Source organism: Alphaproteobacteria bacterium (assembly GCA_040216735.1).
Classification (GTDB): domain Bacteria; phylum Pseudomonadota; class Alphaproteobacteria; order SHVP01; family SHVP01; genus CALJDF01.
In genome coordinates, this window is the sequence record JAVJOO010000002.1 from 211,727 (window position 1) to 235,594 (window position 23,868).

Below are 23,868 nucleotides of genomic sequence, written 5' to 3' on the forward strand. Positions count from 1 at the left end.
CTGGACGCGCGAATCAAGAAAGGGTGACTGCCGCGGCGTCGCGCTACGCGGTGCCGGCGATCAAGTTCCTCAGGACGTAATGAAGGATGCCGCCGTTGAGGTAATAGTCGACCTCGTTTGCGGTATCGATGCGGCACAGAAGATCGACGGACTTCGACTTCCCGTCCGAATAGGTAATGCGGCAACTGACATCCATCAGCGGCTTGATACCCTTTTCGATCCCGACAATGTCGATCACTTCGCTGCCGTCGAGCTTGAGGCTCTTGCGCGTCATCCCGTTCTTGAATTCAAGCGGGAGCACGCCCATCCCGACGAGGTTGGAGCGATGGATGCGCTCGAAACTCTCGGCGATGACGGCGCCGACGCCAAGCAGACGGGTCCCCTTCGCGGCCCAGTCGCGCGACGACCCGGTGCCATACTCCTTGCCCGCAACGATCACGAGTTTGATGCCCTTCTCTTGGTAGGCCATCGAAGCGTCGTAGATCGACATTTGCTTGCCGCCAGGTTGGTAGCGCGTGACCCCACCCTCGGTGCCCGGCGCCATTTCGTTGCGCAGCCGGATGTTGGCAAACGTGCCGCGCATCATCACTTCGTGGTTGCCGCGGCGCGAACCGTAGGAATTGAAGTCGGCGGGCTTCACGCCATGCTTCTTTAGATAGTCGCCGGCGGGCCCGGCCTCCTTGATGGAACCGGCCGGAGAAATGTGATCGGTTGTGATCGAATCACCCAGCAACGCGAGGAGGCGCGCACCTTTTATGTCGGAGACTTTGGATAGTTCCAGCGACAACGCCTCGAAGTAGGGTGGGTTCTTGACGTAGGTCGATTTCTTGTTCCAGTCGTAGGTCAACCCGCCGCCCGTCTTGATCTTGCGCCAGCGCGCGTCACCCACCGTCGCGTTCGCGTACTCGTCGCGGAACATGGACGGCTTGACGGAACGGCGAATAGTCCTGTGGATCTCTTCGTTCGACGGCCAAATATCTGCGAGATAAACCGGCTTGCCCTTCTTATCCTCGCCGATCGGATCCTTGAAGAGATCGATCTTCATGTTGCCGGCGATCGCATAGGCCACAACCAGCATCGGTGAGGCGAGGTAGTTGGCGCGCGTATGCGGACTAACCCGTCCTTCGAAATTGCGATTACCCGACAGCACCGCGGCGGCCACAAGATCGCCGGCGCCGATGGCGTCCGAAATCGGCGTCGGGAGCGGACCGGAATTGCCGATACACGTCGTACAACCGTAACCCACCAAGTTGAACCCGAGTTTATTCAGGTCGTCCTGGAGGCCGGCATGTTCGAGGTACTCGCTGACGACCTTAGATCCGGGCGCAAGCGAGGTCTTGACCCAGGGCTTGACCTTCAGGCCCTTCGCCACCGCATTGCGCGCGACCAAGCCTGCGCCAAGCATCACGGCCGGATTGGACGTATTGGTGCAACTCGTGATGGCTGCGATGACGACGTCGCCATGGGTCAGTTCATAGTTGGCGCCGCGAACCTTGACGCTTTTTTCCTTATCCTTAACGCCGTATTCGCTTTCGAGACCAGCCTTGAAGCCCGACGCGGCGGTCGACAGCGGGAGACGGTCCTGCGGCCGCTTCGGACCGGCGAGGCTCGGTTCGACCGTCGAAATGTCGAGTTCCATCGTCGCCGAAAACGTCGGCTCGGGACCCCGCGACGTCCGCCACAATCCCTGGGCCTTGGCGTATTTTTCGACAAGGTCGATATCGGCCTTCTTGCGGCCGGTGGCCCGCAAATAGGCGAGGGTCTCGTCGTCGACCGGAAAGAACCCGCAGGTCGCACCGTATTCCGGCGCCATGTTCGAGATCGTGGCACGGTCTGCGAGCGACAGCTGCGACAAACCTGGGCCGTAGAACTCGACGAACTTGCCGACCACGCCCATCTTGCGCAGCATTTGCGTCACGGTCAGCACGAGATCGGTCGCGGTGGTGCCCTCCTTGGGCTTGCCGCTCAAGCGGAACCCGACGACCTCGGGAATCAGCATCGAGATCGGTTGCCCGAGCATCGCCGCCTCGGCCTCGATACCGCCGACCCCCCAACCGAGGACCGACAACCCGTTCACCATCGTCGTGTGGCTATCGGTGCCGACCAGCGTGTCGGGATAGGCAAAGGTCTTGCCTGCAACCTTATCGGTCCACACGACACGCGCGAGATACTCGAGATTCACTTGATGGCAAATACCGACGCCTGGCGGCACCACGCGGAAATTGTCGAACGCTTCCTGACCCCAGCGCAGGAACTCGTAGCGTTCCATGTTGCGCTCGTATTCAAACTGCACGTTGTTCTTAAAGGCCGACGCTGTCCCGAAGGTATCCACCATCACTGAATGGTCGATCACCAGGTCGACGGGCGACAGTGGATTGATCTTGGCGGGGTCGCCACCGGTTGCAGCGACGGCATCGCGCATGGCGGCCAAATCGACCACTGCGGGAACCCCGGTAAAGTCTTGCATCAATACGCGTGCCGGCCGGTAAGCGATTTCGCGCGCCATCTTGCGCCGCTTCAACCACGACGCCATGGCCTTCACGTCGGAAACTTTGACAGTGCGCCCGTCTTCGTATCGCAGCAGGTTTTCGAACAACACCTTGAGCGAGAGAGGCAACGTACTGAGATCAACGTCGAGCGCCTTTTGCGCGGCTTTGATGCTGAAGTACTCGTAGCTGCGATTGCCGACCTTCAATGTCCGGCGCGTTTTGAGAGTGTCCCGACCGATCGACGCCACAGTATGCCTCCAAACCTAGTTGAGCGCGGCCCAACGACGCGCTGGAGCGCGGTTTACCATGGCCAGAAAGGCAATTCTACTCGGCTGGCCAACGGGAACCCGAGCCACACCCGCTTTTACAGCGTGCACGGCCCGGCCACCGTTTGCAGAGGGGAAATTTTGCGCCCTAAACTGCCTGCGCCTTGCCGCAATCAGGTGGCACGGCCAACCAGAGCAATCCACCGCATGACTTCTGCCCCCCGGCGCGAAGTATTCCGGGCCGACCGACTGACCTGTATTCGCGGCCAACGGCTTGTGTTTGCCGACCTATCCTTCGCGGTAGCGCCGGGCCAGGTAACGCTGCTGCGCGGGCCAAACGGGAGCGGCAAGTCAAGCTTGCTTCGCTTGGTGGCCGGACTCCTGAAACCGGCAAGCGGACAAATGTCCTGGGGCGCCGCGACCGCCCCGCCCGATCCGGATTTCCACCGGCGGCAAATCAGGTATGTCGGCCACCAGGATGCGGTGAAGCCGTCTTTGAGCGTCGCCGAAAACCTCGTCTACTGGTCGGCGATTTATGGCGCACCCCAATCCGACCGCGCGGCGGTCGACGCCGCGCTGGCGACGCAGGCACTCGACGGCCTCGCCGACCTTCCCGCTCGGCTGTTGTCGGCCGGTCAGCGGCGCAGACTCAACCTCGTTCGCCTAACGCTGTCGCCCGGCCACCTGTGGCTTCTCGACGAACCGACGGTAACCCTCGATGCCGACAGCGTTCGGCGCCTTGAGGCCGGCCTGCGCGCCCATCTTTCCAACGCCGGCAGCGCTTTGATCGCAACACATGCTCCGCTGTCGATCGACGCCCAGGAGACCGTCGAGTTGTCGTTGGCGCGGACTTTGGAGTCGGAAGATGTCTGAGTTTCTCGCTCTCCTGCGCCGCGATGTGCTCCTCGCCCGGCGCCAGGGCGGTGCGACGACCAGCGTCGCCGTCTTCTTCATCCTGACGGTAACGCTTTTTCCCCTCGGGGTTGGGCCGGAATCGGCGCTCCTCGGACGGATTGCAAGCGGTGTCATCTGGGTGGCCGCACTTCTGGCCACCATGCTTTCTCTCGACCGCATGTATCAGAGCGATTTCGAAGACGGCAGTCTCGATCTGATCGCACTGAGCCCGCTGCCGCTGGAACTTGTATCGCTCGCCAAGACGCTCGCCCATTGGGCGACAACGGGCCTCTTGCTGGTGGTGCTGAGTCCGCTCCTCGGGGTACTGATGCAACTCGACGCGTCCGCTTTTCCGACACTGATCGCGGCAATGGCCTTGGGCACGCCGACCTTGAGCTTGTTGGGCGGCATCGGGGCGGCGCTTACCGTCGGCGTCAAGCGCGGCGGGGTCTTGCTTTCGCTCCTGGTCATCCCGCTCTTTATCCCCGTGTTGATCTTCGGCGTCGCGGCCGTCGATGCGGCAGCCAGCGGGCTGTCGCCGCGCCCTCATTTGCTGATCCTAGGGGCCCTTTTCCTATTCTCGGCCGTTCTTGCACCGCTCGCGGGCGCGGCGGCGCTGCGACTGAATTTGGAATAATGCAACGGGGCACCTGTTGAGGTATCCAACGCCCGATAACCAAACCCTCACGGTGTCGTGCATTGCCGCACCGTCGACGGAGAAAGCCTAATGGCCACTATGCATCGTTTCGCCAACCCCGCGCGCTTTGTGCGTATTAGCTCCGCCCTCCTGCCGTGGCTCACCGGCGCAACTGCCATTTTGTTCGGGATCGGGCTGTACCTGGGATTATTTGTGTCGCCGCCCGACTATCAGCAAGGGGACAGCGTAAGGATCATGTACGTGCATGTCCCCGCCGCGACGCTGGCCTCAGGCGTGTACGCATTCATGGCAATCGCCAGCGCGGTTGCGTTGATCTGGCGTCACCCGCTGGCCGACATCGCGGCAAAGTCCGCAGCGCCGATCGGCGCGGTCTTTACCCTTATCGCCCTCATCACCGGCGCGCTGTGGGGCCAACCGACTTGGGGCACCTGGTGGGTGTGGGATGCACGGCTGACCTCCGTATTGATCATGTTATTCCTCTACTTGGGATACATGGGTCTGTGGGAAGCCTTCGACGACGACCGCCGGGCCGCCAAAGCCGCTGCTATTTTGGCCTTGGTCGGCGCGGTCAATCTTCCCATCATCAAATTCTCCGTCGACTGGTGGAACACGCTGCATCAGCCAGCCAGCATCATTCGGGTTGGCGGCCCGACCATTCACCCCGACCTTCTGTCGCCCCTTGCCGTGATGTGGGGCGGATTTGCGTGTTTCTTTGCGGTCGTTCTTATCTTGCGCATGCAACGAGAGATCGTTGCCCGGCGAATCCAGGCCCTGCAAACGCTGTATGTTGCAGCCGACGGCCATGCGGCGGCTGAAACCTAGGACCGGGCGTTGTGTGGACCCATCTTGGGTGGGTTCCTATATTGGCGCGCGGCGACACCGGCGACCCCGCACCGGTCGCCCCAGACAAGGCGTAAGACATCAACGGCATGGGCATGGCGGCAATTCTTCATATGGGCGGATACGGGGCCTTCGTTTGGCCGGCCTTCGGGGTAACTGCCGTCCTCCTCGTGGGCCTATTCCTGCGCAGCCGCCTTGCCTTGAAGATCGATCAAAAGACGCTAGATCTTCTGCAGCAGGCGCGGCGTGGACGGCGGCGCGACCTCACTGGCGCCCAGAAAGAATCGGACACCTAGCATGAGACCGAAACGCCGCCGCTTGTATTTCGTGCTGGCCGGGATGTCCGCACTCGCCGTCGCGGTCGCCTTGGCCTTGGCCGCCTTCGAGGACAACCTCGTCTTCTTCAACAGCCCCACCGACGTGTATGCGAAAGAAGTCCCGCAGGATCGGCGCTTCAGACTAGGCGGCTTGGTCGAAGAAGAGTCGGTCGCCAAATCCGCGGACGGATTGACCACCACCTTCAGAGTGACCGATCTGAATCGCGCGGTGCCGGTAGCCTATACCGGAATCTTGCCCGACCTGTTCCGCGAGGGTCAGGGAATCGTGGCCGACGGCCATCTCAACGCCGACGGCACCTTCGTTGCCGACAACGTCCTGGCAAAACACGACGAAAATTATATGCCGCCGGAAGTCGCCGAAGCGCTGAAAAAGAGCGGCAAATGGAAAGGTGGTTCGGAGTGATCGCCGAGCTCGGGCATTTTGCGATCATCTTGGCGCTCATCGTCGCCATCGTGCAGGGCACCCTGCCGTTGATCGGCGCGCAACTTCGCATTCCGTCCCTGACCGCGGTCGCGCGGCCCACGGCAACAGTGCATTTCTTCCTGGTTGCCTTCGCGTTCGTCGCACTGACCCACGCCTTCGTGACCTCGGATTTCTCCGTTCTCAACGTCTGGCAGAACTCCCATACCGACAAACCGCTGCTCTACAAGATCAGCGGCGTATGGGGGAATCACGAAGGCTCGCTCCTGCTATGGGTGTTGATCCTGGCGACGTTCGGCGCCGGTGTCGCCGTCCTCGGCAACAACTTGCCTTTTTCGCTTCGCACCCGCGTCGTCGCCGTTCAAGGGTTGATCGGCGTTGGATTTCTGCTGCTCCTCGTTTTCACATCGAATCCGTTCGAACGGGTCTTTCCCGTCCCCGCGCAGGGCAACGGACTGAACCCATTGCTACAGGATCCTGGGCTCGCCTTTCACCCGCCGTTTCTCTATTTCGGCTATGTCGGATTTTCCATTGCCTTTTCGTTTGCCGTCGCCGCACTGATCGAAGGCAAGGTCGATGCCGCTTGGGCGCGTTGGGTGCGGCCATGGACCCTCGCCTCCTGGACAGCATTGACGATCGGCATCGCGATGGGGAGCTGGTGGGCCTACTACGAACTGGGGTGGGGCGGCTGGTGGTTCTGGGATCCAGTCGAGAACGCGTCCTTCATGCCGTGGCTACTCGGCACCGCACTCCTGCATAGCGCTATCGTGGTGGAGAAACGCGATTCGCTAAAGTCGTGGACCGTTCTGCTCGCGATACTGACCTTTTCCTTCAGCCTGCTCGGCACGTTCATCGTCCGGTCGGGCGTCCTGACATCCGTGCACGCCTTTTCCACCGATCCGGAACGCGGCATCTTCATCCTCGCCTTCCTCGTTGTGGCGATCGGCGGGTCGCTGGCGCTATACGCCTGGCGCGCACCGTCCCTCAAAGGCGGTGGAATCTTCGCGCCGGTGAGCCGCGAAGGCGCCTTGGTGCTAAACAACTTGCTGCTGGTAGCGGCGACCGCCACGGTTTTGATCGGGACGATGTACCCGCTGTTCCTCGATGCAATCACTGGCGAAAAAGTCACGGTCGGTCCGCCATTCTTCAACGCGACCTTTGTGCCGCTGATGGTCCCGCTCCTTGCGGTCATGGCAATCGGCCCAATGATGCCCTGGAAAAGAGCGGACCTCGCGGGGACGCTCGGCCGCCTCAAGATCGCTGCGGCCGCAACGATCGCGATTGCCCTAATGACGCTGTATTTCTCCGGCTTCGACCCGATCTTGGCGGTTCTTGGCATCGCGCTGGGCACATGGCTGGTGGTTGGCGCCGCCAGCGACATCGGCGACCGGACCAAGTTGTTCCGCCTTCCGTTCCCCGACTCGCTGCGGCGTGCCCGCAATCTGCCCCGTTCGGCCTGGGGGGGCGCCATCGCCCATGCCGGACTGGGCGTCGCCATCCTCGGCATTGCAGGTTCCCTTTCATGGGAAACCGAGCGACTGCAAATCATGCGACCGGGGGACCGGGCGGAGATCGCCGGCTACGAGTTGGAGTTCGATGGAGTCGTTCCGGTGCGCGGACCGAACTACGACGCTGTCCGGGGGACCTTCCGCATTTACAAGGACGACAAACTCATCGACGTGATGACGCCCGAGACGCGCCGTTTCACCGACCCACCGATGGTCACGACCGAAGCCGCCATTCGCCCGCATAACTTCGGCGACCTCTACGCAGTTGTCGGCGAATCGAACGGCGACGGCGGCTACGCCGCCCGGATCTATCACAAGCCGATGATCAATTGGCTTTGGATCGGCGCGCTTCTCATGGCATTGGGCGGACTGGTTTCGTTGACCGACCGTCGACTACGGGTCGGCGCGCCGGCACGACGGACAGCAACGAGCGCCGCAAAGATACCGACGCCCCAGCGGGCAAACTAGATGCGGCTGCGTTTCCTATTGCCCATCCTAGGGTTTGCCGCGCTCGCCGTCGCACTCGGTGTTGGCCTCACGTTAAAGCCGCGCGAAATTCCCTCTGCGCTTATTGGAAAACCGGTTCCCGTGTTCGATCTCCCCCCCGTGCAGGGCCGAACGGCAGGACTGTCGAGTGCGGACTTGAAGCTAAACACCCCCGTCCTAGTCAACGTCTTCGCGTCGTGGTGCGGCCCCTGCCGTGAAGAACATCCACTCTTTATGGAATTAGCGCGGACAACCGATATTAAGATCTACGGCCTGAACCAGCGCGACACGCCCGAGGATGCGGCGCGCTGGCTTGAGACCTTCGGAGACCCTTACGATCGAACCGGCGCCGATATCACCGGGCGGGTTTCGATCGATTGGGGAGTCTATGGGGTGCCCGAAACCTTTGTCGTCGATGGCTCCGGCTGCATCCAATACAAGCACATCAGCGTGATGACCCGAACGGTTCTGGAAAAAGAGATCCTGCCGCGCTTGCGCGGGGAGCGGCACGTGCCATGCAACGGATAAATATGCGCCGCCTCGCTTTGTTCGCCTTTGTCTTCGCCGTTCTGGCAAGTCCAGCTGCTGCGCAATACATCGATCAGGCCCTACCCGACCCCGTCCTCGAGCAACGCGCCTTGCAACTCAACAAGGATATCCGCTGCCTCGTCTGTCAGAACCAAGCAATTTCTGATTCCAACGCGACACTCGCGCGCCAACTTCGAACGATCGTGCGCGAGCGCGTTGCGGCAGGCGACAGCGACACCGAAGTGAGGGCCTATCTCGTTGACCGCTACGGCGACTGGGTCTTGATGCGACCACCCTTGAAAGCGAGCACCGTCGTTCTGTGGGGAGCCCCCTTCGCAATCCTCGCCGCCATCTTGCTCGGGGTTGCCTTGTTCGTCGTGCGCCGGCGAAAACGGGACGCCGCACAGCTGGACCCGTTGAGCGACGACGAGGAGGCCCGCCTCGCGGCCATACTCCATGACCGGACCTGAGCGGTTGCGAGCCGCACAATGATTTGGATTGTTATCGCATTGATTTTGCTCGCGACTGTCGTCGCCATTGCGCTCCCGGCCTTGAATGCCCGGGCACCCCAGAGCACGACGGCGGACCATGACCTTGCCGTATTTGCCGACCAAATGGCGGAACTCGATCGCGAGCGCGAGCGCGACTTGATCAGTGCCGCCGAGTATGCATCTGCCCGCGCAGAGATCGGCCGTCGAATTCTCTTGGCCGAACGGGGTGCGACCGACCCAACCGCCCCCGTAAGGGGCCGACGGAGCAATCTTGCCGTCGCGGTCGGTGTGCTTCTAATGGTTCCGCTTGTCGCCGGGCCGATCTACCTATGGCGTGGTAATCCGAGCCTAGTTGGCGCTACCGTCGCCGCCCCGGACCGTCCTGCGGACGGGATCCGCGACCCCGAAACCATGGCGAGCCTACAACAGTCGATTGCTCGGTTGATCGCTCGTCTGGAGGCGGCGCCCGACGATTTCGACGGCTGGGCTTTGCTCGGGCGTTCCTACATGGTGACGCAGGAACCATTGCGCGCGATCGATGCCTACCGAAAGGCGATTGAGCTGCGGCCGGAGGACGGTGCGGTCCGATCGTTTCTTGGCGAGGCTATCGTCTTTTCCGCCGCCGGCACGGTGACCGAGGCCGCCCAAACGGCGTTTCGGTACGCACTCACCTTGGATCCTTCCGACCCCGCAGCACGGTTCTATCTCGCGCTGGCGCAAGCACAGGCGGGCAACCTGCGCGCCGCATTCGACGACTGGCTCAATTTGGCCGGCGACACACCGGTGGACGCCCCGTGGCGACCGATGTTGATGCAACAACTGCAGGCCGCTGCCAAAGATCTAGACGTCGATCTCGCGTCGGTTCTCCCCGAGGGGCGCGCACCGGCACCGGCACTGGCCCAAAGCGCCCGCGGGCCGAGTCGCGAAGACGTCGAAGCGGCGCAAGAAATGTCGCCCCAGGACCGCGATCAAATGATCCGCGGCATGGTCGCGGGCCTGGCCGCGCGCCTCGAGGAAAACCCCAACGATGCCGAGGGATGGGAGCGCCTTGCCCGGTCCTACCGCGTCCTCGGCGAAACGGCGAAGGCCGCCGACGCCGAGGCGCGGGCACTCGGCGTCCGCGAACAGGCGGCCGGTCAGCGTGAACCACGCCAAGCGGCCAGCCCGAACAGGGCAGAATCCCCGACTCCCTCGGGCCAGCCTGACGCCGCGCAGCAAGAAATGATCGAGGGCATGGTCGCGAGTCTCGCGGCGCGGCTTGAAGACGCCCCCCTGGACAGGGAAGGGTGGCTGCGGCTGACGCGGTCCTACGAGGTTCTGGGAAAAATCGCCCTCGCGCAGCAGTCCTACGAAAAGGCCCTCGACCATTTTCCCGAGGACGTCGAGATTTTGCAGCTATTTGCCCGGTCAGTCGTCAACCAGGCCGAATCCGATGCGCCCCTGCCGACGCAAGCCTTCAACCTTTATCGCCGCGTTCTGGAAATCCAGCGGGGCAACCCGGAGGCGCTGTATTTCGTCGGTTTGGGAGAAGCCGAACGGGATAACCGCGAAGAGGCGCGGCGGCATTGGACGCGTTTGCTTGAGTCGCTTGAACCGGGCGCCGAGGCCCGGGCGATCGTTCAACGACGTCTTCGAGAGTTGGGTACCCCTTAAACGAAGAGAAGGCGCACCAGGGACGATGCGCCTCCTTCGATTACGGACGTATTGGGGGATCGTTCCGTAATTTGCGGTCGAAAAATACACCGTTAAGGCCCGAACCGCCGGCCCCAACACCCCCCTAACCAGCAAACTCCATACCAAGCGAAAGCGTCGCCCTGCGCATCGATATCCCCTTGATTTTTATAGGTAAATTTTTCCGACGCGAGTCCCCGGGACCGGCATTCGTTCCAATACGGGGCCTCCGCCTGTACCAATATGGGATTGGCCGGGCGGCGCGGTGGACCACGCCTTGAAATCCGGCGGGACACCCCAACATTGACAGTATCGAACGATTTGGCCGACACTAGCGCAGTCATTAAGGTTAATTCGCGATGGTTCAAATAGGCTTCGGGGGCGTCAGCCCCACACCGGTCGGTTTTACAGGTCCAGCTCTGGGCGAGGCAGTGTCTCGCCGGGTCCAGGACCAACAGACCGCCCGCCCGGTTCGCGAAACCGAAGAGCCCGATGACGGCGGCGATCGCCAGCCGACAACCTTGATCGATAGCCGCGAACGCACCGACGAGATTCGCGCGCGCAACGAGGCCGAAGACGAAGCGGTACGTGCGGCCCAAGAAGACCGTCGACGTGAGCGCGAAGACCGCGACCCGCAACCCGGCGACCGGCTCGATCTTCGGGTCTAAGCGCCCGCCAACAAACCGTCGACCAAAGGCGCCCCAGAGGCGCCTTTTTTTGTGTCGCGACGCACCCTCGTTAGCGGTCGGATGACGCTTCGGGTTCTACCGCATGACGCTGGAGCAGCGGCAGCAACGACAGGCTGAAAGCTATCGTCAGCGGCATGATTCCGAATACTTTGAAATTGACCCAGGCATCCGTCGATAGGTTGCGCCACACCAATTCGTTGAGAATCGCCAAGACGACAAAAAACCAAGCCCAGCGCCAAGTCAGTTTGCGCCAACCGATGTCGTCGAGTTTGAAAACCGCCCCGAGCACGATCTTTAGGAATGGCCGTCGTAGGGCAAGGCCCACGAACAGAACCGCAGCGAGGAGAAAGTTCGCGATGGTGGGCTTGAGCTTGATGAATAGCTCGTCGTTCAAGATCAGCGTGAGGCTACCGAAAATCAGGACCACAGCCGCCGTGATGATCGGCAAGAGCGGTAGCCGGCGTTCGATCGTGTAGGACACACCGAGGGCAATCGTGATCGCGGCCATGAATGCCGCAGTCGCGACGAAGATATCCCACCGCGCATTGCTGACGAAAAAGACCGCCAACGGCCCAAGGTCGAGGGCGAAGCGTGGTAGAGGACCGAGGGTGCGGCCATTTTCAGAGCGATCCATCATACGGGCCCCTTGGTTGAAATGCCGCTGCCAAGGCTGTGGCAACGGATAGTACGGCGGCGGCACGTCAAGGCGAACGGGTCTCCTCCGCCCCAACCAGCGCCCGTGCAAACGCACCGGCCTCGAACGGTCGGAGATCGTCGATGCCTTCTCCGACACCAACTGCATGCACCGGCAGGCCGAAGCGCTCGGCAACCGCGACCAAGACGCCGCCTCGGGCCGTACCGTCGAGTTTAGTCATGATCAAACCGCTGACGTCGCAAGCCTGGCGAAACAAGTCGACTTGACTGAGCACGTTTTGACCGGTCGTCGCATCGAGAACCAGAAGGACGCTATGGGGTGCGCTTGCATCTTGCTTTTTTACGACTCGAACGATTTTTTCAAGCTCAGCCATTAAGCCAGCCTTGTTTTGTAGGCGTCCGGCGGTATCGATTAGGAGAACGTCTTTTTTGTTCGCCTTTGCCTCAGCCATTGCGTCGAACGCTAGCCCCGCGGGGTCGGCCCCGACGTCCTTGGCAAACACTTCAACGCCTGCCCGTTGACCCCATACTTTCAGTTGATCGATCGCCGCGGCACGGAACGTGTCACCGGCCGCAATCGCGACCGAACGTCCCTGGGACACCAACAGGTTCGCGAGCTTGCCGATTGTCGTCGTCTTACCTGTACCGTTCACGCCGACGACCAGGACGACAAAAGGTGCCCGCGAGGGATCCGTTTCTAGCGCAACGGCAACCGGCGTCAGGATTTTCTCGATTTCATCGGCAACCAACAGGCGTACCTTGGCCGCGTCGTCGCCATCGTAACGGCGCGCAGCGATGGCACCGACAATCCGCCGCGCCGCATCAATACCCATGTCGGCCGAAACCAATAGGTCTTCGAGCTCTTCCAGCGTTGCCCGGTCGAGCTTCCGTCCGCTGAAAATCCCGCCAATCCCTTGACTCAAGGTTCCCGCCGAACGGGATAACCCGTCCCGAAGCCGGCTCATCCAGCCCCGTTTGACAGCCTCAGCCATGGACCACGCCAAGGAGGGTGTCCCCGGTATGTCCGGTGACCGATACCGCCACGCGGTGACCCGGCGGCGCCGGCGTCTCGATCGCCACCGGCAGGAAGTGATCGGTACGGGCGACATTCGGCCCTTCAACGACCGCATCGACGCGCCGACCGACGAAACGATCAAGGGTCGAGGAGAGCTGACGTTGGCCCGCGGCTCTAAGATCGGCGGCGCGGGCGCGGCGAATGGCTTTGGGCCAGCCCGGCATGGTTGCCGCCGCCGTACCCGCGCGCTCGGAGTAGGGAAACACGTGGAGCAAGGCGAGGTCGGCCTCGGCCACGACGGCAAGCGTCGTGGCGAACTGTTCCTCGGTCTCGGTGGGAAAACCGGCAATAAAATCGGCTCCGATCACGGTATCGGGACGCGCCGCGCGGAGTGCCGAGCAGACCGACAGGACATCCGCCCGCCGATGACGGCGCGCCATGCGGCGCAACACCATGTCGTCGCCGGACTGCACGCTGAGGTGCCAGTGCGGCAGCAACCTTGCGTCTCGCGCATAGAGGTCGATGAGCGCCGCGCTCACTTCGACGGGGTCGATCGATGTGATCCGGACGCGCATGTCTTCTGGCAGCGACTGCAACAGCGCCGCGACCAATCCTGCAATATTGCCTTTGGGCTCGAGATCTTTGCCGTAGTCGCCAATGTCGACACCGGTCAAAACGATTTCCCGGTACCCGTTGTCGTAAAGCCGCTTCGCTTGCGCGACAACATCGGACACAGTGACGCTGCGTGAAGGGCCGCGACCGAAAGGAATGATGCAAAACGTGCACCGATGGTCGCAACCGTTTTGAATCTGCATGAACGCGCGCGACCGGCCCTCGAATCCCTCGATGAGATGCCCCGCGGTTTCGCTGACGGCCATGATGTCGCCGACCGTTGGCGCAACCTCGAGGTCGGCGAATGCTTTGGGGGACAACTTCTCCTGGTTGCCGATGACCGCATCGACTTCGTCCATCGCGGCATAGCGCTCAGGCGTGATTTGCGCCGAACACCCGGTGACAACGAGTTTTGCACCGGGCCGTTCACGGCGGGCCTTGCGAATGGCTTGGCGCGCCTGGCGCTCGGCCTCCGCGGTGACCGCACAGGTGTTGACGATGACCGCGTCGGCTAAACCGGCCGCCGCCGCGCTGCGGCGAATGACCTCGGATTCGTAGGCATTGAGGCGGCAGCCAAAGGTGATGACATCGATCATCGCGGCACCAATTCAAGCCGATCCGGGTCGACAGTGCCGGAGAAACTGATCGCCACCGGGCCCGACATGAGGACGTGATCGTCCGTCGCACGCCAGACGATTCCGAGCGCGCCGCCGGGCAGATGGACCGATGCCTCGCGGCCGCACAGGCCGCGCCGCACCGCCGCAACCAACGTTGCGCATGCCGCAGTTCCACATGCCAGTGTAAGCCCCGCCCCACGTTCCCAAACTCGCAAGGCGATATCGTCCCCAGTGACAGCCGCTAGGCTGATATTGGCCCCTTCGGGAAATAGAGCGTCGCGCTCCAGGCGCGCGCCAAATCGCCCCAGGTCGTAGCGGTGCGGATCGTCGACGAAAAACACGGCGTGGGGGTTGCCCATGTTGACGCCGACCGGATCGCGGAGCGGGCCCGCATCGGTTTCGATCTCTAGCCTGAGATGCAGCGTGTCCATCGCCTGGGCCAACGGAATTTCTTGCCACGCCAAGCGGGCCGGCCCCATGTCGACGGTTGTGGTGCCGTTGGGGCCGCGCGATGCCGTCACAATGCCGGTCGCGGTCTCAATGGAAACCACATCGAGTTGGAGTTCGTCGAGCAGGACCGCGCCGACGCACCGGGTTCCATTACCGCAAGCTCCAACCGCCGCCCCGTCCGCATTGGCCATGACGAGACCGGCATCGGCATTGTCCGAGTCGCCGATGATCATGATCTGGTCGAAACCGATGCCCCTGTGCCGGTCTGCAAGCGCCCGAATGCGGTCCTCTGGCAGCTGTAAGGCCTTGCCGCGCGAGTCGATCACGACGAAGTCGTTGCCCAAACCGTGCATTTTGGTGAAGTTCAGCGCGCCCATGCCGGGGTTATATGGCTCAAACCGCTGAAAATCCAAGGTATTCCCACAACCACGATCCTTGACCGGGTTTGGCCCCGGGCGTATGGTCCGCGCCGTTCACTACGGTTTTAGCCGTAAACCCGGTCCACGCCGGTCCGCCAGTCCGCGAAGGTTCGCGCACTGGCGTTTTTGGCGTTTGGCCTACGCGATGAGATTTGATGTTTGAGAGCCTGCAAGAGCGCCTCGGGTCCGTCCTAGCCAAGCTGAAGGACCGCGGCGCACTGAAGGAAAGCGATGTTGCGGAGGCGCTCCGCGAAGTGCGGGTTGCGCTGCTGGAGGCCGACGTCGCCCTGCCGGTCGTCAAAGACTTCATCGCCGAGGTGCAAAAGAAGGCCGTCGGCGAGGAGGTTCTGCGCAGCGTCACGCCAGGCCAGATGGTGATCAAGGTCGTCCACGACCATTTGGTCGAAATGCTGGGCGCCGAGTCCGCGGGCCTCAATCTGCGCGCCAATCCGCCGGTCCCGATCCTGATCGTCGGGTTGCAAGGATCGGGCAAGACGACGACCGCCGCCAAGTTGGCGCTGCGGCTCCAGGAACGGGACAAAAAGAAAGTCTACCTCGCGTCTCTCGACGTCTACCGGCCAGCCGCGCAAGAGCAGTTGCGGGTCCTAGGCGAACAAAGCGGTGTACCGACCCTTCCCATCATCGAGGGGCAGATGCCGCTCGATATTGCCCGCCGGGCCATGCAAGCCGCCAAGCTGCAGGGATTCGACATCGTGATTCTCGATACCGCCGGACGTCTTCACATCGACGGCGCGCTGATGAACGAGGTCGCGGGCATTCGCGACGCGGTAAGCCCAGCGGAAACCCTGTTGGTCGCCGACGCATTGACCGGTCAGGACGCGGTCAACGTCGCCCGGGAATTCAAAGAACGCATCGGCCTGACCGGCATTGCGCTCACCCGCGTCGATGGCGATGGCAGGGGCGGTGCCGCTTTGAGCATGCGCGCCGTCACCGGATGCCCCATCAAGTTCATGGGCACGGGCGAAAAGCTCGACGCATTGGAAGAATTCCATCCCAGCCGGATCGCTTCGCGCATCCTCGGTATGGGCGACATCGTCAGCTTGGTCGAGAAGGCGCAAGAGACGATCGACGCCGACGAAGCCGCGGCCCTCGAGAAACGGTTCCTAAAGGGGCAGTTCGATCTAGACGACATGGCCAACCAGTTCCGGCAAATGCGACGGATGGGTGGCATGAGCGGCTTGATGAACCTGCTGCCGGGCGTCGCCAAAGCCAAGAAACAAATGGCCGAGTCGCAGATGGACGACCGCTTGCTACGCCGACAGGAAGCCATCATCGGCTCGATGACGCCGCAGGAGCGGCGCGACATCCGCGTTCTCAACGGTTCGCGGCGGCGCCGGATCGCTGCCGGTTCAGGCGTCGAAATCCAAGACGTGAATCGACTCCTCAAACAGTACAAACAGATTTCAACCATGATGAAGAAGGTCGGGAAGCTTGGGAAAAAGGGCAAAGGACTGTCGCCCGAAGCCCTGCGCAACCTGATTCCGCCGCAACAATTTCCGCATTAGTTCCTGATCGTTTCAGCAATCAAGAGGTAGCAGCAAAGTGTCAACGAAGATTCGCCTATCCCGAGCCGGCGCCAAGAAACGCCCCTACTATCGCGTGGTCGTTGCCGACGTGCGTAGCCCGCGCGATGGCAAGTTCATCGAACGGGTCGGGTCCTACAACCCACTCCTGCCCAAGACCGATCCGAATCGCGTCAAGATTGATGCCGAACGGGTCAAGTATTGGCTTGATAATGGAGCGAAGCCGACGGAACGAGTCGCGCGCTTTCTTGGCGAGGCCGAGATCATCGCTATGCCGGCGCCGCGGAACAGCGTGGAGAAGAGCAAGCCGAAGGCTAAAGCTCAGGAACGCTTGAAGGCAGCCGAAGAGGCAGCAAAAGCCGCAGCCGAAGCCGCAGCCGCGCCGCAGGAAGACGCACCCGCCGCCGAAGCGCCGGCGAGCGAAGAGGGCGCGCCCCAGGCGGAATAGTTGGCGCAGGAAACGCGAGAGAGAGTCCTGATGGGGGTCGTCACCCGAGCCCACGGCATCCGCGGCGATGTCGTGGTGAAGTGGTTCGGCGCAGACCTCGCGGCAGTTGGTTCGTACAAAATGTTCGAAGATGAGCAAGGCACGCAGGAATACCGGATCGACCGGGCAAAACCGCTCAAAGGGGATACCTTTGTCGCGCACTTTGCCGGTGTCGATTCGCGCGACAGCGCCGAGGCGTTTCGCGGCACCGCCCTGTTCGTCAACCGCGACGCACTACCGCCGACCGAAGACGACGAGTTCTACCTCATCGATCTCGTCGGCCTCGACGCCGTCGACCCCGAAGGCCGCCCGATTGGTAGAGTACTGGCGATGCATAATTTCGGCGCCGGCGACATTGTCGAGATCGAACCGGCCGACGGCGGGGCAACCTTGATGGTGCCCTTCACGCATGACTGCGTTCCCGAGATCGATGTAAGTCGCCGCATCGTTGTTGCGCTCCCCGCGGAGATCGAGGTGCGTCATGAATGACGCGACAAACCGCAATGCCGGCACCGGCGGGTCGCCGAAATGGACGGCGCAAGTGCTGACTGTTCTGCCCGAGGCCTTTCCGGGTCCGCTCGGTTTGTCTTTGGCGGGCAAGGGGTTGGAGACGGGGCTGTGGGCCCTGGATGTGATCGATCTGCGCGACTTCGCAACCGACAAGCACCGCACGGTGGACGATGCGCCGTTTGGCGGCGGACCGGGCATGGTGATCCGACCGGATGTCGTCGCCCGCGCTCTCGACGATGCGGTGGAACGGCGACCATCCGAGTCGCGGAAACAAATCTATCTGACGCCGCGCGGCGCGCCGTTGACGCAGGAACTCGTTCGGGAGATCGGCGCCGCCGACGTCGTCACGCTGATTTGCGGTCGATTCGAGGGCCTGGACGAGCGCGTACTCCAAGCCCGGCACATCGAAGAAATCAGCCTCGGAGACTTTGTTCTTTCCGGCGGCGAGCCGGCGGCTATTGCGCTGATCGACGCCGTCGTTCGGCTGCAGCCGGGCATTATCGGCGATCAGGAGAGTCTCTCGGAGGAATCATTCGAGGACGGCCTCTTGGAATACCCCCATTACACCCGACCCAGAGTTTGGGAAGGGATGGCGGTGCCCGACGTCCTGATTTCGGGACATCACGAACGGGTTCGTGAGTGGCGCAGAAGCCAAGCAGACCAAATCACCAAACAGCGGCGACCGGATCTTTGGCACCGGCACGCCGAATGCAGAAAGGCAAGGATCTAGCCATGAACATTATCGAACAGCTTGAAAAAGAACACGTGGAGCGTCGCGGCACAGACGTTCCTGACTTCGGCCCGGGCGATACGATGCGTGTCAGCATCAAGGTCGTCGAAGGTGAACGCGAACGCGTTCAGGTCTTCGAGGGCGTCTGTATCGCCCGCAAGAACCGGGGCCTCAATTCCGCCTTTACAGTCCGTAAGATTTCCTACGGCGAAGGTGTCGAGCGAATCTTCCAACTGCATTCGCCGCAACTCGCCAGCATCGAGGTCGTCCGCCGCGGCGACGTTCGTCGCGCGAAGCTTTACTACCTACGCGGTCGCACAGGCAAACGTGCACGTATCGCCGAGAAGCGGGACGACCGTCGCCCAGCCGGCGGCACCGCCAAGGAAGAGGCCCCGAACAAATAGCTCCAAGCGAAGGCGAAGCGTTATGGCGAATGCACGCACTCTATTCGACAAGATCTGGGACGCCCATCTGGTCAAGAAACTGGATGACGGGACAGCGGTGGTCTACATCGACCGTCACCTCGTCCACGAAGTGACAAGCCCGCAGGCCTTCGAGGGCCTGCGCTTGGCTGGACGTAAAGTCCGCAGCCCGGCCAGAACCCTCGCGGTCCCCGACCATAACGTGCCGACGACCGCCGACAGACTGTCCACCGTCAAGGACGAAGACTCGCGCATTCAGCTCGATGCGCTGAAAAAGAACGTTGCCGACTTCGGCGTCCCCTACATTCCGATCGACGACATTCGCCAAGGAATCGTCCACATCATCGGTCCGGAACAGGGATTGACCCAGCCCGGGATGACCATCGTCTGCGGCGACTCCCATACGGCAACCCATGGCGCCTTCGGGGCCCTGGCCTTCGGCATCGGCACGTCCGAAGTCGAACACGTGCTGGCCACCCAGACCTTGCTGATGAAGCGCCCCGCCAACATGCGGATCACGGTCACCGGCGCCCTGAAGAACGGGGTAACGGCGAAGGATTTGATCCTTGCCATTATCGGCAAGATCGGAACGGCCGGCGGCACCGGACATGTCATCGAGTACGCCGGGCAGGCCATTCGCGATCTATCGATGGAAGCGCGCATGACGGTGTGCAACATGAGCATCGAGGCCGGCGCGCGCGCGGGCCTGATCGCCCCGGACGAGACGACCTTTGCCTACGTCAAAGGACGCCCGATGGCGCCGAAGGCGGGCCAATGGGAACAGGCCGTCGCCTACTGGGAATCCCTCCGCTCGGATCCCGACGCGACCTATGACAAAGAGGTCACGATCGACGCGTCCGATATCGTTCCCCAGGTGACTTGGGGCACGAGCCCGGAAGACGTCGCCCCGGTCACCGGCCGCGTACCGAGCCCGAACGACGCCAAGGACGACGCCAAAAAGGTCGCGATCGAACGCGCCCTCGATTACATGGGCCTGACCCCCGGAACACCGATCACCGACATTAAGGTCGACCGCGTGTTCATCGGGTCGTGCACCAATGCCCGTATCGAGGACCTGCGCAGCGCCGCCGCAATCACCAAGGGCCGCAAGGTGGCCCCGGGCGTGATCGCCCTGGTTGTGCCGGGATCGGGCCTCGTCAAACAGCAAGCCGAGGAAGAGGGTTTAGACCAGATATTCCTCGACGCCGGCTGGGAATGGCGCGAACCGGGATGCTCGATGTGTCTTGGCATGAACCCCGACAAAGTCGGTGCCGGCGAACGCTGTGCGTCGACCTCCAACCGCAACTTCGAAGGCCGCCAGGGCACCGGCGCCCGGACCCACCTGGTTAGCCCGGCGATGGCCGCGGCGGCCGCCGTGACCGGCCACCTCGCCGATGTCCGCGACCTCGCCAACTAACGGATCGCACCATGGAAAAGTTTGACATTTTGAAGGGCACGGCCGCGCCGATGCCGCTCAAGAATATCGACACCGACATGATTATCCCGGCGCAGTTCTTGAAAACGATCAAGCGGACGGGCCTTGGAAAAGTTGCGTTCTTTCGCATGCGCTTCGACGACAAAGGCGCCGAAAAACCGGACTTCGTTTTGAATCAAGATCCCTTTCGGAATGCGAAGATCATCGTCGCTGGAGACAACTTTGGTTGCGGTTCGAGCCGTGAGCATGCGCCCTGGGCGCTCGCGGATTTCGGTATTCGCTGCGTCATCTCCACCAGCTTCGCGGACATTTTCTTCAACAACTCGGCCAAGAACGGCATTCTTCTAGTCGTCGTGTCCGCCGCCGACCGCGACACCTTGATGAAGGACGCGCAACAGGGCGCCACTCTCACGGTCGACCTCGCCAAGCAAGTCGTCCGCCGCGCCGACGGCTCGGAGGTCCGCTTCGACGTCGAACCCAACCGCAAGCACAACCTGCTGAACGGGCTTGACGACATTGGACTGACGCTTGAGCACGAGGCCGACATCGGCGCCTACGAGGAACGCCTCGGCACCGAACGCCCTTGGCTATAGGAGTCCTGCTGGCATGAACAACAAGAAGCTCCTGGTGTTGGCCGGCGACGGCATCGGCCCGGAATGCGTTGAACAAACGTTGCGGGTCGTCGATTGGTTTTCCAACAAACGCTCGTTGGCCTTCGACATCCAAGAAGACTTGGTCGGCGGCGCCGCCTACGACGCCCACGGGACCTCTCTCACCGACGCGACCATGCAAAAGGCGGTCGACGCCGATGCGATCCTGTTCGGCTCGGTCGGCGGGCCGAAATGGGATGGAGTCGCGCGCGAACTGCGGCCGGAGAACGGCTTGTTGCGGCTGCGCAAGCGACTTGACCTCTTCGCGAATCTGCGGCCGGCCTATGTGTTCCCGGCACTCGCAGAGGCCTCGAGCCTGAAGATGGAGTTGGTCTCCGGCTTGGACATCATGATCATCCGCGAGCTGACCGGCGGCGTGTATTTCGGCGAGCCGAAGGAAATCACCACCTTGCCCGACGGATCCAAGCGGGCAATCGATTCGCAAATCTACACGACCCAGGAAATCGCCCGGACCGCCCGCGTCGCCTTCGATCTCGGTCGGCAGCGCGGCAACAAGGTGTGTTCGGTCGAAAAATCGAATGTGATGGAAACCGGCGTTCTGTGGCGCGAGGTTGTCAGCCAGATCCACCGTGACGAATATCCTGACGTTGAACTCAGCCATATGCTCGCGGACGCTTGCGCGATGCAGTTGCTGCGCGCGCCCAAACAGTTCGAAATCATCGTGACCGACAATTTGTTCGGCGACATGCTGTCAGATGAGGCGGCGATGCTGACCGGGTCGATCGGAATGCTACCCTCGGCATCGCTTGGCGCGCCGGATGCGCAGGGTAGACGGCCGGCGCTCTACGAACCTTGTCACGGGAGTGCGCCGGATATCGCCGGCATGGGCATCGCCAATCCGCTCGCCGAGATCATGAGCTTTGCCATGTTGCTGAGGTATTCCTTCGCACTGTCGGTCGAGGCCGATTTGATCGAGCAAGCCGTGGCAAACGTCCTCGATTCAGGAGTTCGGACCGGCGACATCATGCAGCCTGGGAAAACCAAGGTATCGACGACCGGTATGGGCGACGCGGTACTGTCCCAATTGGATGCGCTCGCCGCCTAGAGCCGTGAACGGAGTTTGGATGATGGGCTACAAAATCGCAGTCGTCGGCGCGACGGGAAATGTCGGTCGCGAGATGCTGAATATTCTCGAGGAGCGGCAGTTTCCGGTGGCCGAAGTCGTGGCCTTGGCGTCGCGCCGATCGGTCGGGAAGGAAGCCGCCTTTGGTGACCGGCGCCTCAAGGTACAGGCGCTGGAGGACTTCGATTTCGCGGGCACCGACATCGCGTTGTTTTCGGCGGGATCGCCGGTGTCGGAGGAGTATGCGCCAAAGGCCGCGCGCGCAGGGTGCGTCGTTATCGATAATTCCTCCAAGTTTCGGATGGACCCCGACGTCCCGCTCATCGTGCCCGAGGTCAACGCCGATGCGATCGCCGGCTACACCCGCAAGAACATCATCGCCAACCCCAACTGTTCGACCGCGCAGTTGGTTGTCGCCCTCAAGCCGATCCACGATGCCGCCGGGATCAAACGCGTGGTGGTATCGACCTATCAATCCACGTCCGGCGCCGGCAAAGAAGCCATGGACGAACTCTTCAATCAGACCAAAGCGATCTACGTGAACGACCCGGTTACGCCGGTTGAGTTCACCAAACAAATCGCCTTCAACGTCATCCCCCACATCGATGTCTTCATGGAGGATGGCTACACGAAAGAAGAGTGGAAGATGATGGTCGAGACAAAAAAGATTCTCGACCCCAAGATCAAATTGAGCGCGACCTGCGTCCGCGTCCCAACCTTTGTCGGCCACGCCGAGGCGGTCAACCTCGAACTGGACCGACCGCTGTCGGCGTCCGAAGCCCGCGCACTTTTGCGCGAATCGCCCGGCCTCATGGTCGTCGACAAACTTGAGGACGGGGGCTACATCACGCCTCTCGATTGTGTCGGCGACTACGCAACCTTCGTCAGCCGGATTCGCGAAGACGCGACGGTAGAGAACGGCCTGAACCTTTGGGTTGTCTCGGATAACCTGCGTAAGGGGGCCGCCCTCAATGCCGTCCAAATCGCAGAATCGCTGATCAACCGCTTCCTTAAAAAGGCCGCGTAGGGACCGCCTGAAAGAGGTGCGTCGGCGTGAGGATCTCGTGCCCCGCCGCCGGCAGCGCCAAGTCGGCACTACAACCGGTTTGCAGCAAGACGCCGTATACCGAAGATACCGCGTGCGACAACGCCTCAACCGTGCTGGGCTCGCCCGCCGCCAATCTGGCGGCCAGTAGCGCCGTCAACAGATCGCCGGCGCCGTGCGCGGGCGTATCGATCCGCGGGGTCCGAATCGCCCAAGCCGACGTGCCCTCTAATAAGAAAGTATCGATCCGGTCGCGCGGGGTCTCTGCCGTGACTACCGAGGTGACAACGACCGTCTGCGGGCCTAACGCCTGGAGACGCGCGGCGGCGGCCCAAACGGCGGCGGCGGTCGTCGCCGGTGCGCCGAGCAAATACGTCAATTCGAAATGGTTCGGGGTGACGATATCGCTCGCCGGCACCAGCCGGCCGCGAATCGCGTGGCCGATCTCCGCTGCGACGTAGCGGCCTGACCCCATGTCTCCCAGGACCGGATCGCAAATGTAGCGGACACCGGGATTGAGCCGACGCGACGATGCGAGGGCGGCCAACACGACATCGGCCTGATCCGCGTGCCCGAGATATCCGGTGAGAACCTGTCCGACTTCGGCCATGAGACCGTTCTTTTCGAGTGCCGCGACAATGCGCCCGTCCAGCGCCGCCGAAACGACCTCGCCCGCGTGACCGCGGCCCGCCGGGTGGTTCGAGTAGAGCACTGTGGGCACTGGCCAGAGTGCCTGCCCAAGAAGCGTGAACGCGTAGCTAGCGGCGCTGTTGCCGACGAAACCTGCGACGACAGCGGATTGAAAGGACAGGGTCGCCAAAACTCAACATCCTTTGCATATCGGCGCTGCAAATCGGTCGCGTTCGATTGACTTGCCGCGGGGCCCGGTTTCTAATCGGCGCCTCATTTTGGCAA

General features: G+C 62.2%; 24 protein-coding genes and 1 pseudogene. 19 read left to right on the plus strand and 6 right to left on the minus strand.

Annotated elements, in window-relative coordinates:
* Positions 1–43 precede the first annotated feature (43 nt).
* Positions 44–2,737 (minus strand): aconitate hydratase AcnA, encoded by a 2,694-nt coding sequence (gene acnA / locus RID42_02155; GenBank protein ID MEQ8246463.1) that lies wholly within the window; start codon positions 2,735–2,737, stop codon positions 44–46.
* A gap of 225 nt (positions 2,738–2,962) precedes the next feature.
* Here acnA and ccmA point away from each other — a divergent pair, with 225 nt between their 5' ends.
* The 10 genes from ccmA (at position 2,963) to RID42_02205 (ending at position 11,258) form a co-directional block, all read left to right on the plus strand.
* Positions 2,963–3,628, plus strand: a complete 666-nt coding sequence (gene ccmA, locus RID42_02160; GenBank protein MEQ8246464.1) for a heme ABC exporter ATP-binding protein CcmA — start codon at positions 2,963–2,965, stop codon at positions 3,626–3,628.
* A complete protein-coding gene (gene ccmB, locus RID42_02165) occupies positions 3,621–4,286 on the plus strand; it encodes a heme exporter protein CcmB (GenBank protein ID MEQ8246465.1) in 666 nt (221 codons plus the stop codon). The genes ccmA and ccmB overlap by 8 nt, the downstream gene beginning before the upstream one ends.
* A 99-nt stretch (positions 4,287–4,385) precedes the next feature.
* Positions 4,386–5,129, plus strand: coding sequence for a heme ABC transporter permease (locus RID42_02170; GenBank protein ID MEQ8246466.1), 744 nt, complete (start codon positions 4,386–4,388; stop codon positions 5,127–5,129).
* A gap of 113 nt (positions 5,130–5,242) precedes the next feature.
* Positions 5,243–5,443, plus strand: coding sequence for a heme exporter protein CcmD (gene ccmD / locus RID42_02175; protein ID MEQ8246467.1), 201 nt, complete (start codon positions 5,243–5,245; stop codon positions 5,441–5,443).
* A gap of 1 nt (position 5,444) precedes the next feature.
* Positions 5,445–5,888 carry a cytochrome c maturation protein CcmE gene (gene ccmE, locus RID42_02180; protein MEQ8246468.1) on the plus strand — a complete coding sequence of 148 codons (444 nt, stop codon included), beginning with the start codon at positions 5,445–5,447 and terminating at the stop codon, positions 5,886–5,888.
* A complete protein-coding gene (locus tag RID42_02185; GenBank protein MEQ8246469.1) occupies positions 5,885–7,882 on the plus strand; it encodes a heme lyase CcmF/NrfE family subunit in 1,998 nt (665 codons plus the stop codon). Before ccmE ends, RID42_02185 begins: the two co-directional genes overlap by 4 nt.
* Positions 7,883–8,428 (plus strand): DsbE family thiol:disulfide interchange protein, encoded by a 546-nt coding sequence (locus tag RID42_02190; GenBank protein ID MEQ8246470.1) that lies wholly within the window; start codon positions 7,883–7,885, stop codon positions 8,426–8,428.
* A complete protein-coding gene (locus RID42_02195; protein MEQ8246471.1) occupies positions 8,416–8,898 on the plus strand; it encodes a cytochrome c-type biogenesis protein CcmH in 483 nt (160 codons plus the stop codon). Before RID42_02190 ends, RID42_02195 begins: the two co-directional genes overlap by 13 nt.
* Before the next feature lie 18 nt (positions 8,899–8,916).
* Positions 8,917–10,572 (plus strand): c-type cytochrome biogenesis protein CcmI, encoded by a 1,656-nt coding sequence (gene ccmI / locus RID42_02200; GenBank protein MEQ8246472.1) that lies wholly within the window; start codon positions 8,917–8,919, stop codon positions 10,570–10,572.
* Positions 10,573–10,949: 377 nt separating this feature from the next.
* The gene (locus RID42_02205; protein ID MEQ8246473.1) at positions 10,950–11,258 is read left to right on the plus strand and encodes a hypothetical protein; all 309 of its coding nucleotides are present in this window, start codon (positions 10,950–10,952) and stop codon (positions 11,256–11,258) included.
* A gap of 70 nt (positions 11,259–11,328) precedes the next feature.
* Here the strand turns inward: RID42_02205 and RID42_02210 are convergent, their stop codons facing one another.
* The 4 genes and pseudogenes from RID42_02210 to dapF form a co-directional block, all read right to left on the minus strand.
* Positions 11,329–11,916, minus strand: a complete 588-nt coding sequence (locus RID42_02210) for a septation protein A (protein MEQ8246474.1) — start codon at positions 11,914–11,916, stop codon at positions 11,329–11,331.
* A gap of 64 nt (positions 11,917–11,980) precedes the next feature.
* Positions 11,981–12,907 (minus strand): annotated as a pseudogene (ftsY, locus tag RID42_02215) (signal recognition particle-docking protein FtsY).
* Between the two features lie 10 nt (positions 12,908–12,917).
* A complete protein-coding gene (gene mtaB, locus RID42_02220; GenBank protein ID MEQ8246475.1) occupies positions 12,918–14,156 on the minus strand; it encodes a tRNA (N(6)-L-threonylcarbamoyladenosine(37)-C(2))-methylthiotransferase MtaB in 1,239 nt (412 codons plus the stop codon).
* Positions 14,153–15,004: a diaminopimelate epimerase gene (gene dapF / locus RID42_02225; protein MEQ8246476.1), complete on the minus strand. Its 852-nt coding sequence runs from the start codon at positions 15,002–15,004 to the stop codon at positions 14,153–14,155. Before dapF ends, mtaB begins: the two co-directional genes overlap by 4 nt.
* A gap of 197 nt (positions 15,005–15,201) precedes the next feature.
* Between dapF and ffh the strand changes: the two genes are divergently transcribed.
* Genes ffh through RID42_02270 form a run of 9 tightly spaced genes read left to right on the plus strand, consistent with a single transcriptional unit; the run spans position 15,202 to position 22,935 of the window.
* Complete coding sequence (gene ffh / locus RID42_02230; protein ID MEQ8246477.1) at positions 15,202–16,572, plus strand: signal recognition particle protein; 1,371 nt, start codon at positions 15,202–15,204, stop codon at positions 16,570–16,572.
* Between the two features lie 37 nt (positions 16,573–16,609).
* Positions 16,610–17,038 carry a 30S ribosomal protein S16 gene (gene rpsP / locus RID42_02235; GenBank protein ID MEQ8246478.1) on the plus strand — a complete coding sequence of 143 codons (429 nt, stop codon included), beginning with the start codon at positions 16,610–16,612 and terminating at the stop codon, positions 17,036–17,038.
* Positions 17,039–17,068: 30 nt separating this feature from the next.
* Positions 17,069–17,566: a ribosome maturation factor RimM gene (gene rimM / locus RID42_02240; GenBank protein ID MEQ8246479.1), complete on the plus strand. Its 498-nt coding sequence runs from the start codon at positions 17,069–17,071 to the stop codon at positions 17,564–17,566.
* Positions 17,559–18,317, plus strand: a complete 759-nt coding sequence (trmD, locus tag RID42_02245; GenBank protein ID MEQ8246480.1) for a tRNA (guanosine(37)-N1)-methyltransferase TrmD — start codon at positions 17,559–17,561, stop codon at positions 18,315–18,317. The genes rimM and trmD overlap by 8 nt, the downstream gene beginning before the upstream one ends.
* Before the next feature lie 2 nt (positions 18,318–18,319).
* Positions 18,320–18,721: a 50S ribosomal protein L19 gene (gene rplS, locus RID42_02250; GenBank protein MEQ8246481.1), complete on the plus strand. Its 402-nt coding sequence runs from the start codon at positions 18,320–18,322 to the stop codon at positions 18,719–18,721.
* 22 nt (positions 18,722–18,743) lie between these two features.
* Complete coding sequence (leuC, locus tag RID42_02255) at positions 18,744–20,156, plus strand: 3-isopropylmalate dehydratase large subunit (protein ID MEQ8246482.1); 1,413 nt, start codon at positions 18,744–18,746, stop codon at positions 20,154–20,156.
* 11 nt (positions 20,157–20,167) lie between these two features.
* Positions 20,168–20,767: a 3-isopropylmalate dehydratase small subunit gene (gene leuD, locus RID42_02260; GenBank protein MEQ8246483.1), complete on the plus strand. Its 600-nt coding sequence runs from the start codon at positions 20,168–20,170 to the stop codon at positions 20,765–20,767.
* Between the two features lie 13 nt (positions 20,768–20,780).
* Positions 20,781–21,890 carry a 3-isopropylmalate dehydrogenase gene (gene leuB / locus RID42_02265; GenBank protein ID MEQ8246484.1) on the plus strand — a complete coding sequence of 370 codons (1,110 nt, stop codon included), beginning with the start codon at positions 20,781–20,783 and terminating at the stop codon, positions 21,888–21,890.
* A 22-nt stretch (positions 21,891–21,912) separates the two neighbouring features.
* Positions 21,913–22,935 (plus strand): aspartate-semialdehyde dehydrogenase, encoded by a 1,023-nt coding sequence (locus RID42_02270; GenBank protein MEQ8246485.1) that lies wholly within the window; start codon positions 21,913–21,915, stop codon positions 22,933–22,935.
* Here RID42_02270 and pdxY read toward each other — a convergent pair.
* Positions 22,919–23,773: a pyridoxal kinase gene (gene pdxY, locus RID42_02275; GenBank protein ID MEQ8246486.1), complete on the minus strand. Its 855-nt coding sequence runs from the start codon at positions 23,771–23,773 to the stop codon at positions 22,919–22,921. The two genes, RID42_02270 and pdxY, sit on opposite strands and share 17 nt — an antisense overlap.
* Positions 23,774–23,868: the final 95 nt, after the last annotated feature.

Coding starts and splice junctions, on each gene's coding strand:
- trmD (MEQ8246480.1), top strand. CDS start 17,559: ATGAATGACGCGACAAACCGCAATGCCGGCACCGGCGGGTCGCCGAAA.
- RID42_02205 (MEQ8246473.1), top strand. CDS start 10,950: ATGGTTCAAATAGGCTTCGGGGGCGTCAGCCCCACACCGGTCGGTTTT.
- rplS (MEQ8246481.1), top strand. CDS start 18,320: ATGAACATTATCGAACAGCTTGAAAAAGAACACGTGGAGCGTCGCGGC.
- RID42_02170 (MEQ8246466.1), top strand. CDS start 4,386: ATGCATCGTTTCGCCAACCCCGCGCGCTTTGTGCGTATTAGCTCCGCC.
- ffh (MEQ8246477.1), top strand. CDS start 15,202: ATGTTTGAGAGCCTGCAAGAGCGCCTCGGGTCCGTCCTAGCCAAGCTG.
- ccmE (MEQ8246468.1), top strand. CDS start 5,445: ATGAGACCGAAACGCCGCCGCTTGTATTTCGTGCTGGCCGGGATGTCC.
- RID42_02195 (MEQ8246471.1), top strand. CDS start 8,416: ATGCAACGGATAAATATGCGCCGCCTCGCTTTGTTCGCCTTTGTCTTC.
- mtaB (MEQ8246475.1), bottom strand. CDS start 14,156: ATGATCGATGTCATCACCTTTGGCTGCCGCCTCAATGCCTACGAATCC.
- ccmI (MEQ8246472.1), top strand. CDS start 8,917: ATGATTTGGATTGTTATCGCATTGATTTTGCTCGCGACTGTCGTCGCC.
- dapF (MEQ8246476.1), bottom strand. CDS start 15,004: ATGGGCGCGCTGAACTTCACCAAAATGCACGGTTTGGGCAACGACTTC.
- leuC (MEQ8246482.1), top strand. CDS start 18,744: ATGGCGAATGCACGCACTCTATTCGACAAGATCTGGGACGCCCATCTG.
- RID42_02210 (MEQ8246474.1), bottom strand. CDS start 11,916: ATGATGGATCGCTCTGAAAATGGCCGCACCCTCGGTCCTCTACCACGC.
- leuB (MEQ8246484.1), top strand. CDS start 20,781: ATGAACAACAAGAAGCTCCTGGTGTTGGCCGGCGACGGCATCGGCCCG.
- ccmB (MEQ8246465.1), top strand. CDS start 3,621: ATGTCTGAGTTTCTCGCTCTCCTGCGCCGCGATGTGCTCCTCGCCCGG.
- RID42_02190 (MEQ8246470.1), top strand. CDS start 7,883: ATGCGGCTGCGTTTCCTATTGCCCATCCTAGGGTTTGCCGCGCTCGCC.
- leuD (MEQ8246483.1), top strand. CDS start 20,168: ATGGAAAAGTTTGACATTTTGAAGGGCACGGCCGCGCCGATGCCGCTC.
- rimM (MEQ8246479.1), top strand. CDS start 17,069: ATGGGGGTCGTCACCCGAGCCCACGGCATCCGCGGCGATGTCGTGGTG.
- ccmA (MEQ8246464.1), top strand. CDS start 2,963: ATGACTTCTGCCCCCCGGCGCGAAGTATTCCGGGCCGACCGACTGACC.
- ccmD (MEQ8246467.1), top strand. CDS start 5,243: ATGGCGGCAATTCTTCATATGGGCGGATACGGGGCCTTCGTTTGGCCG.
- RID42_02270 (MEQ8246485.1), top strand. CDS start 21,913: ATGGGCTACAAAATCGCAGTCGTCGGCGCGACGGGAAATGTCGGTCGC.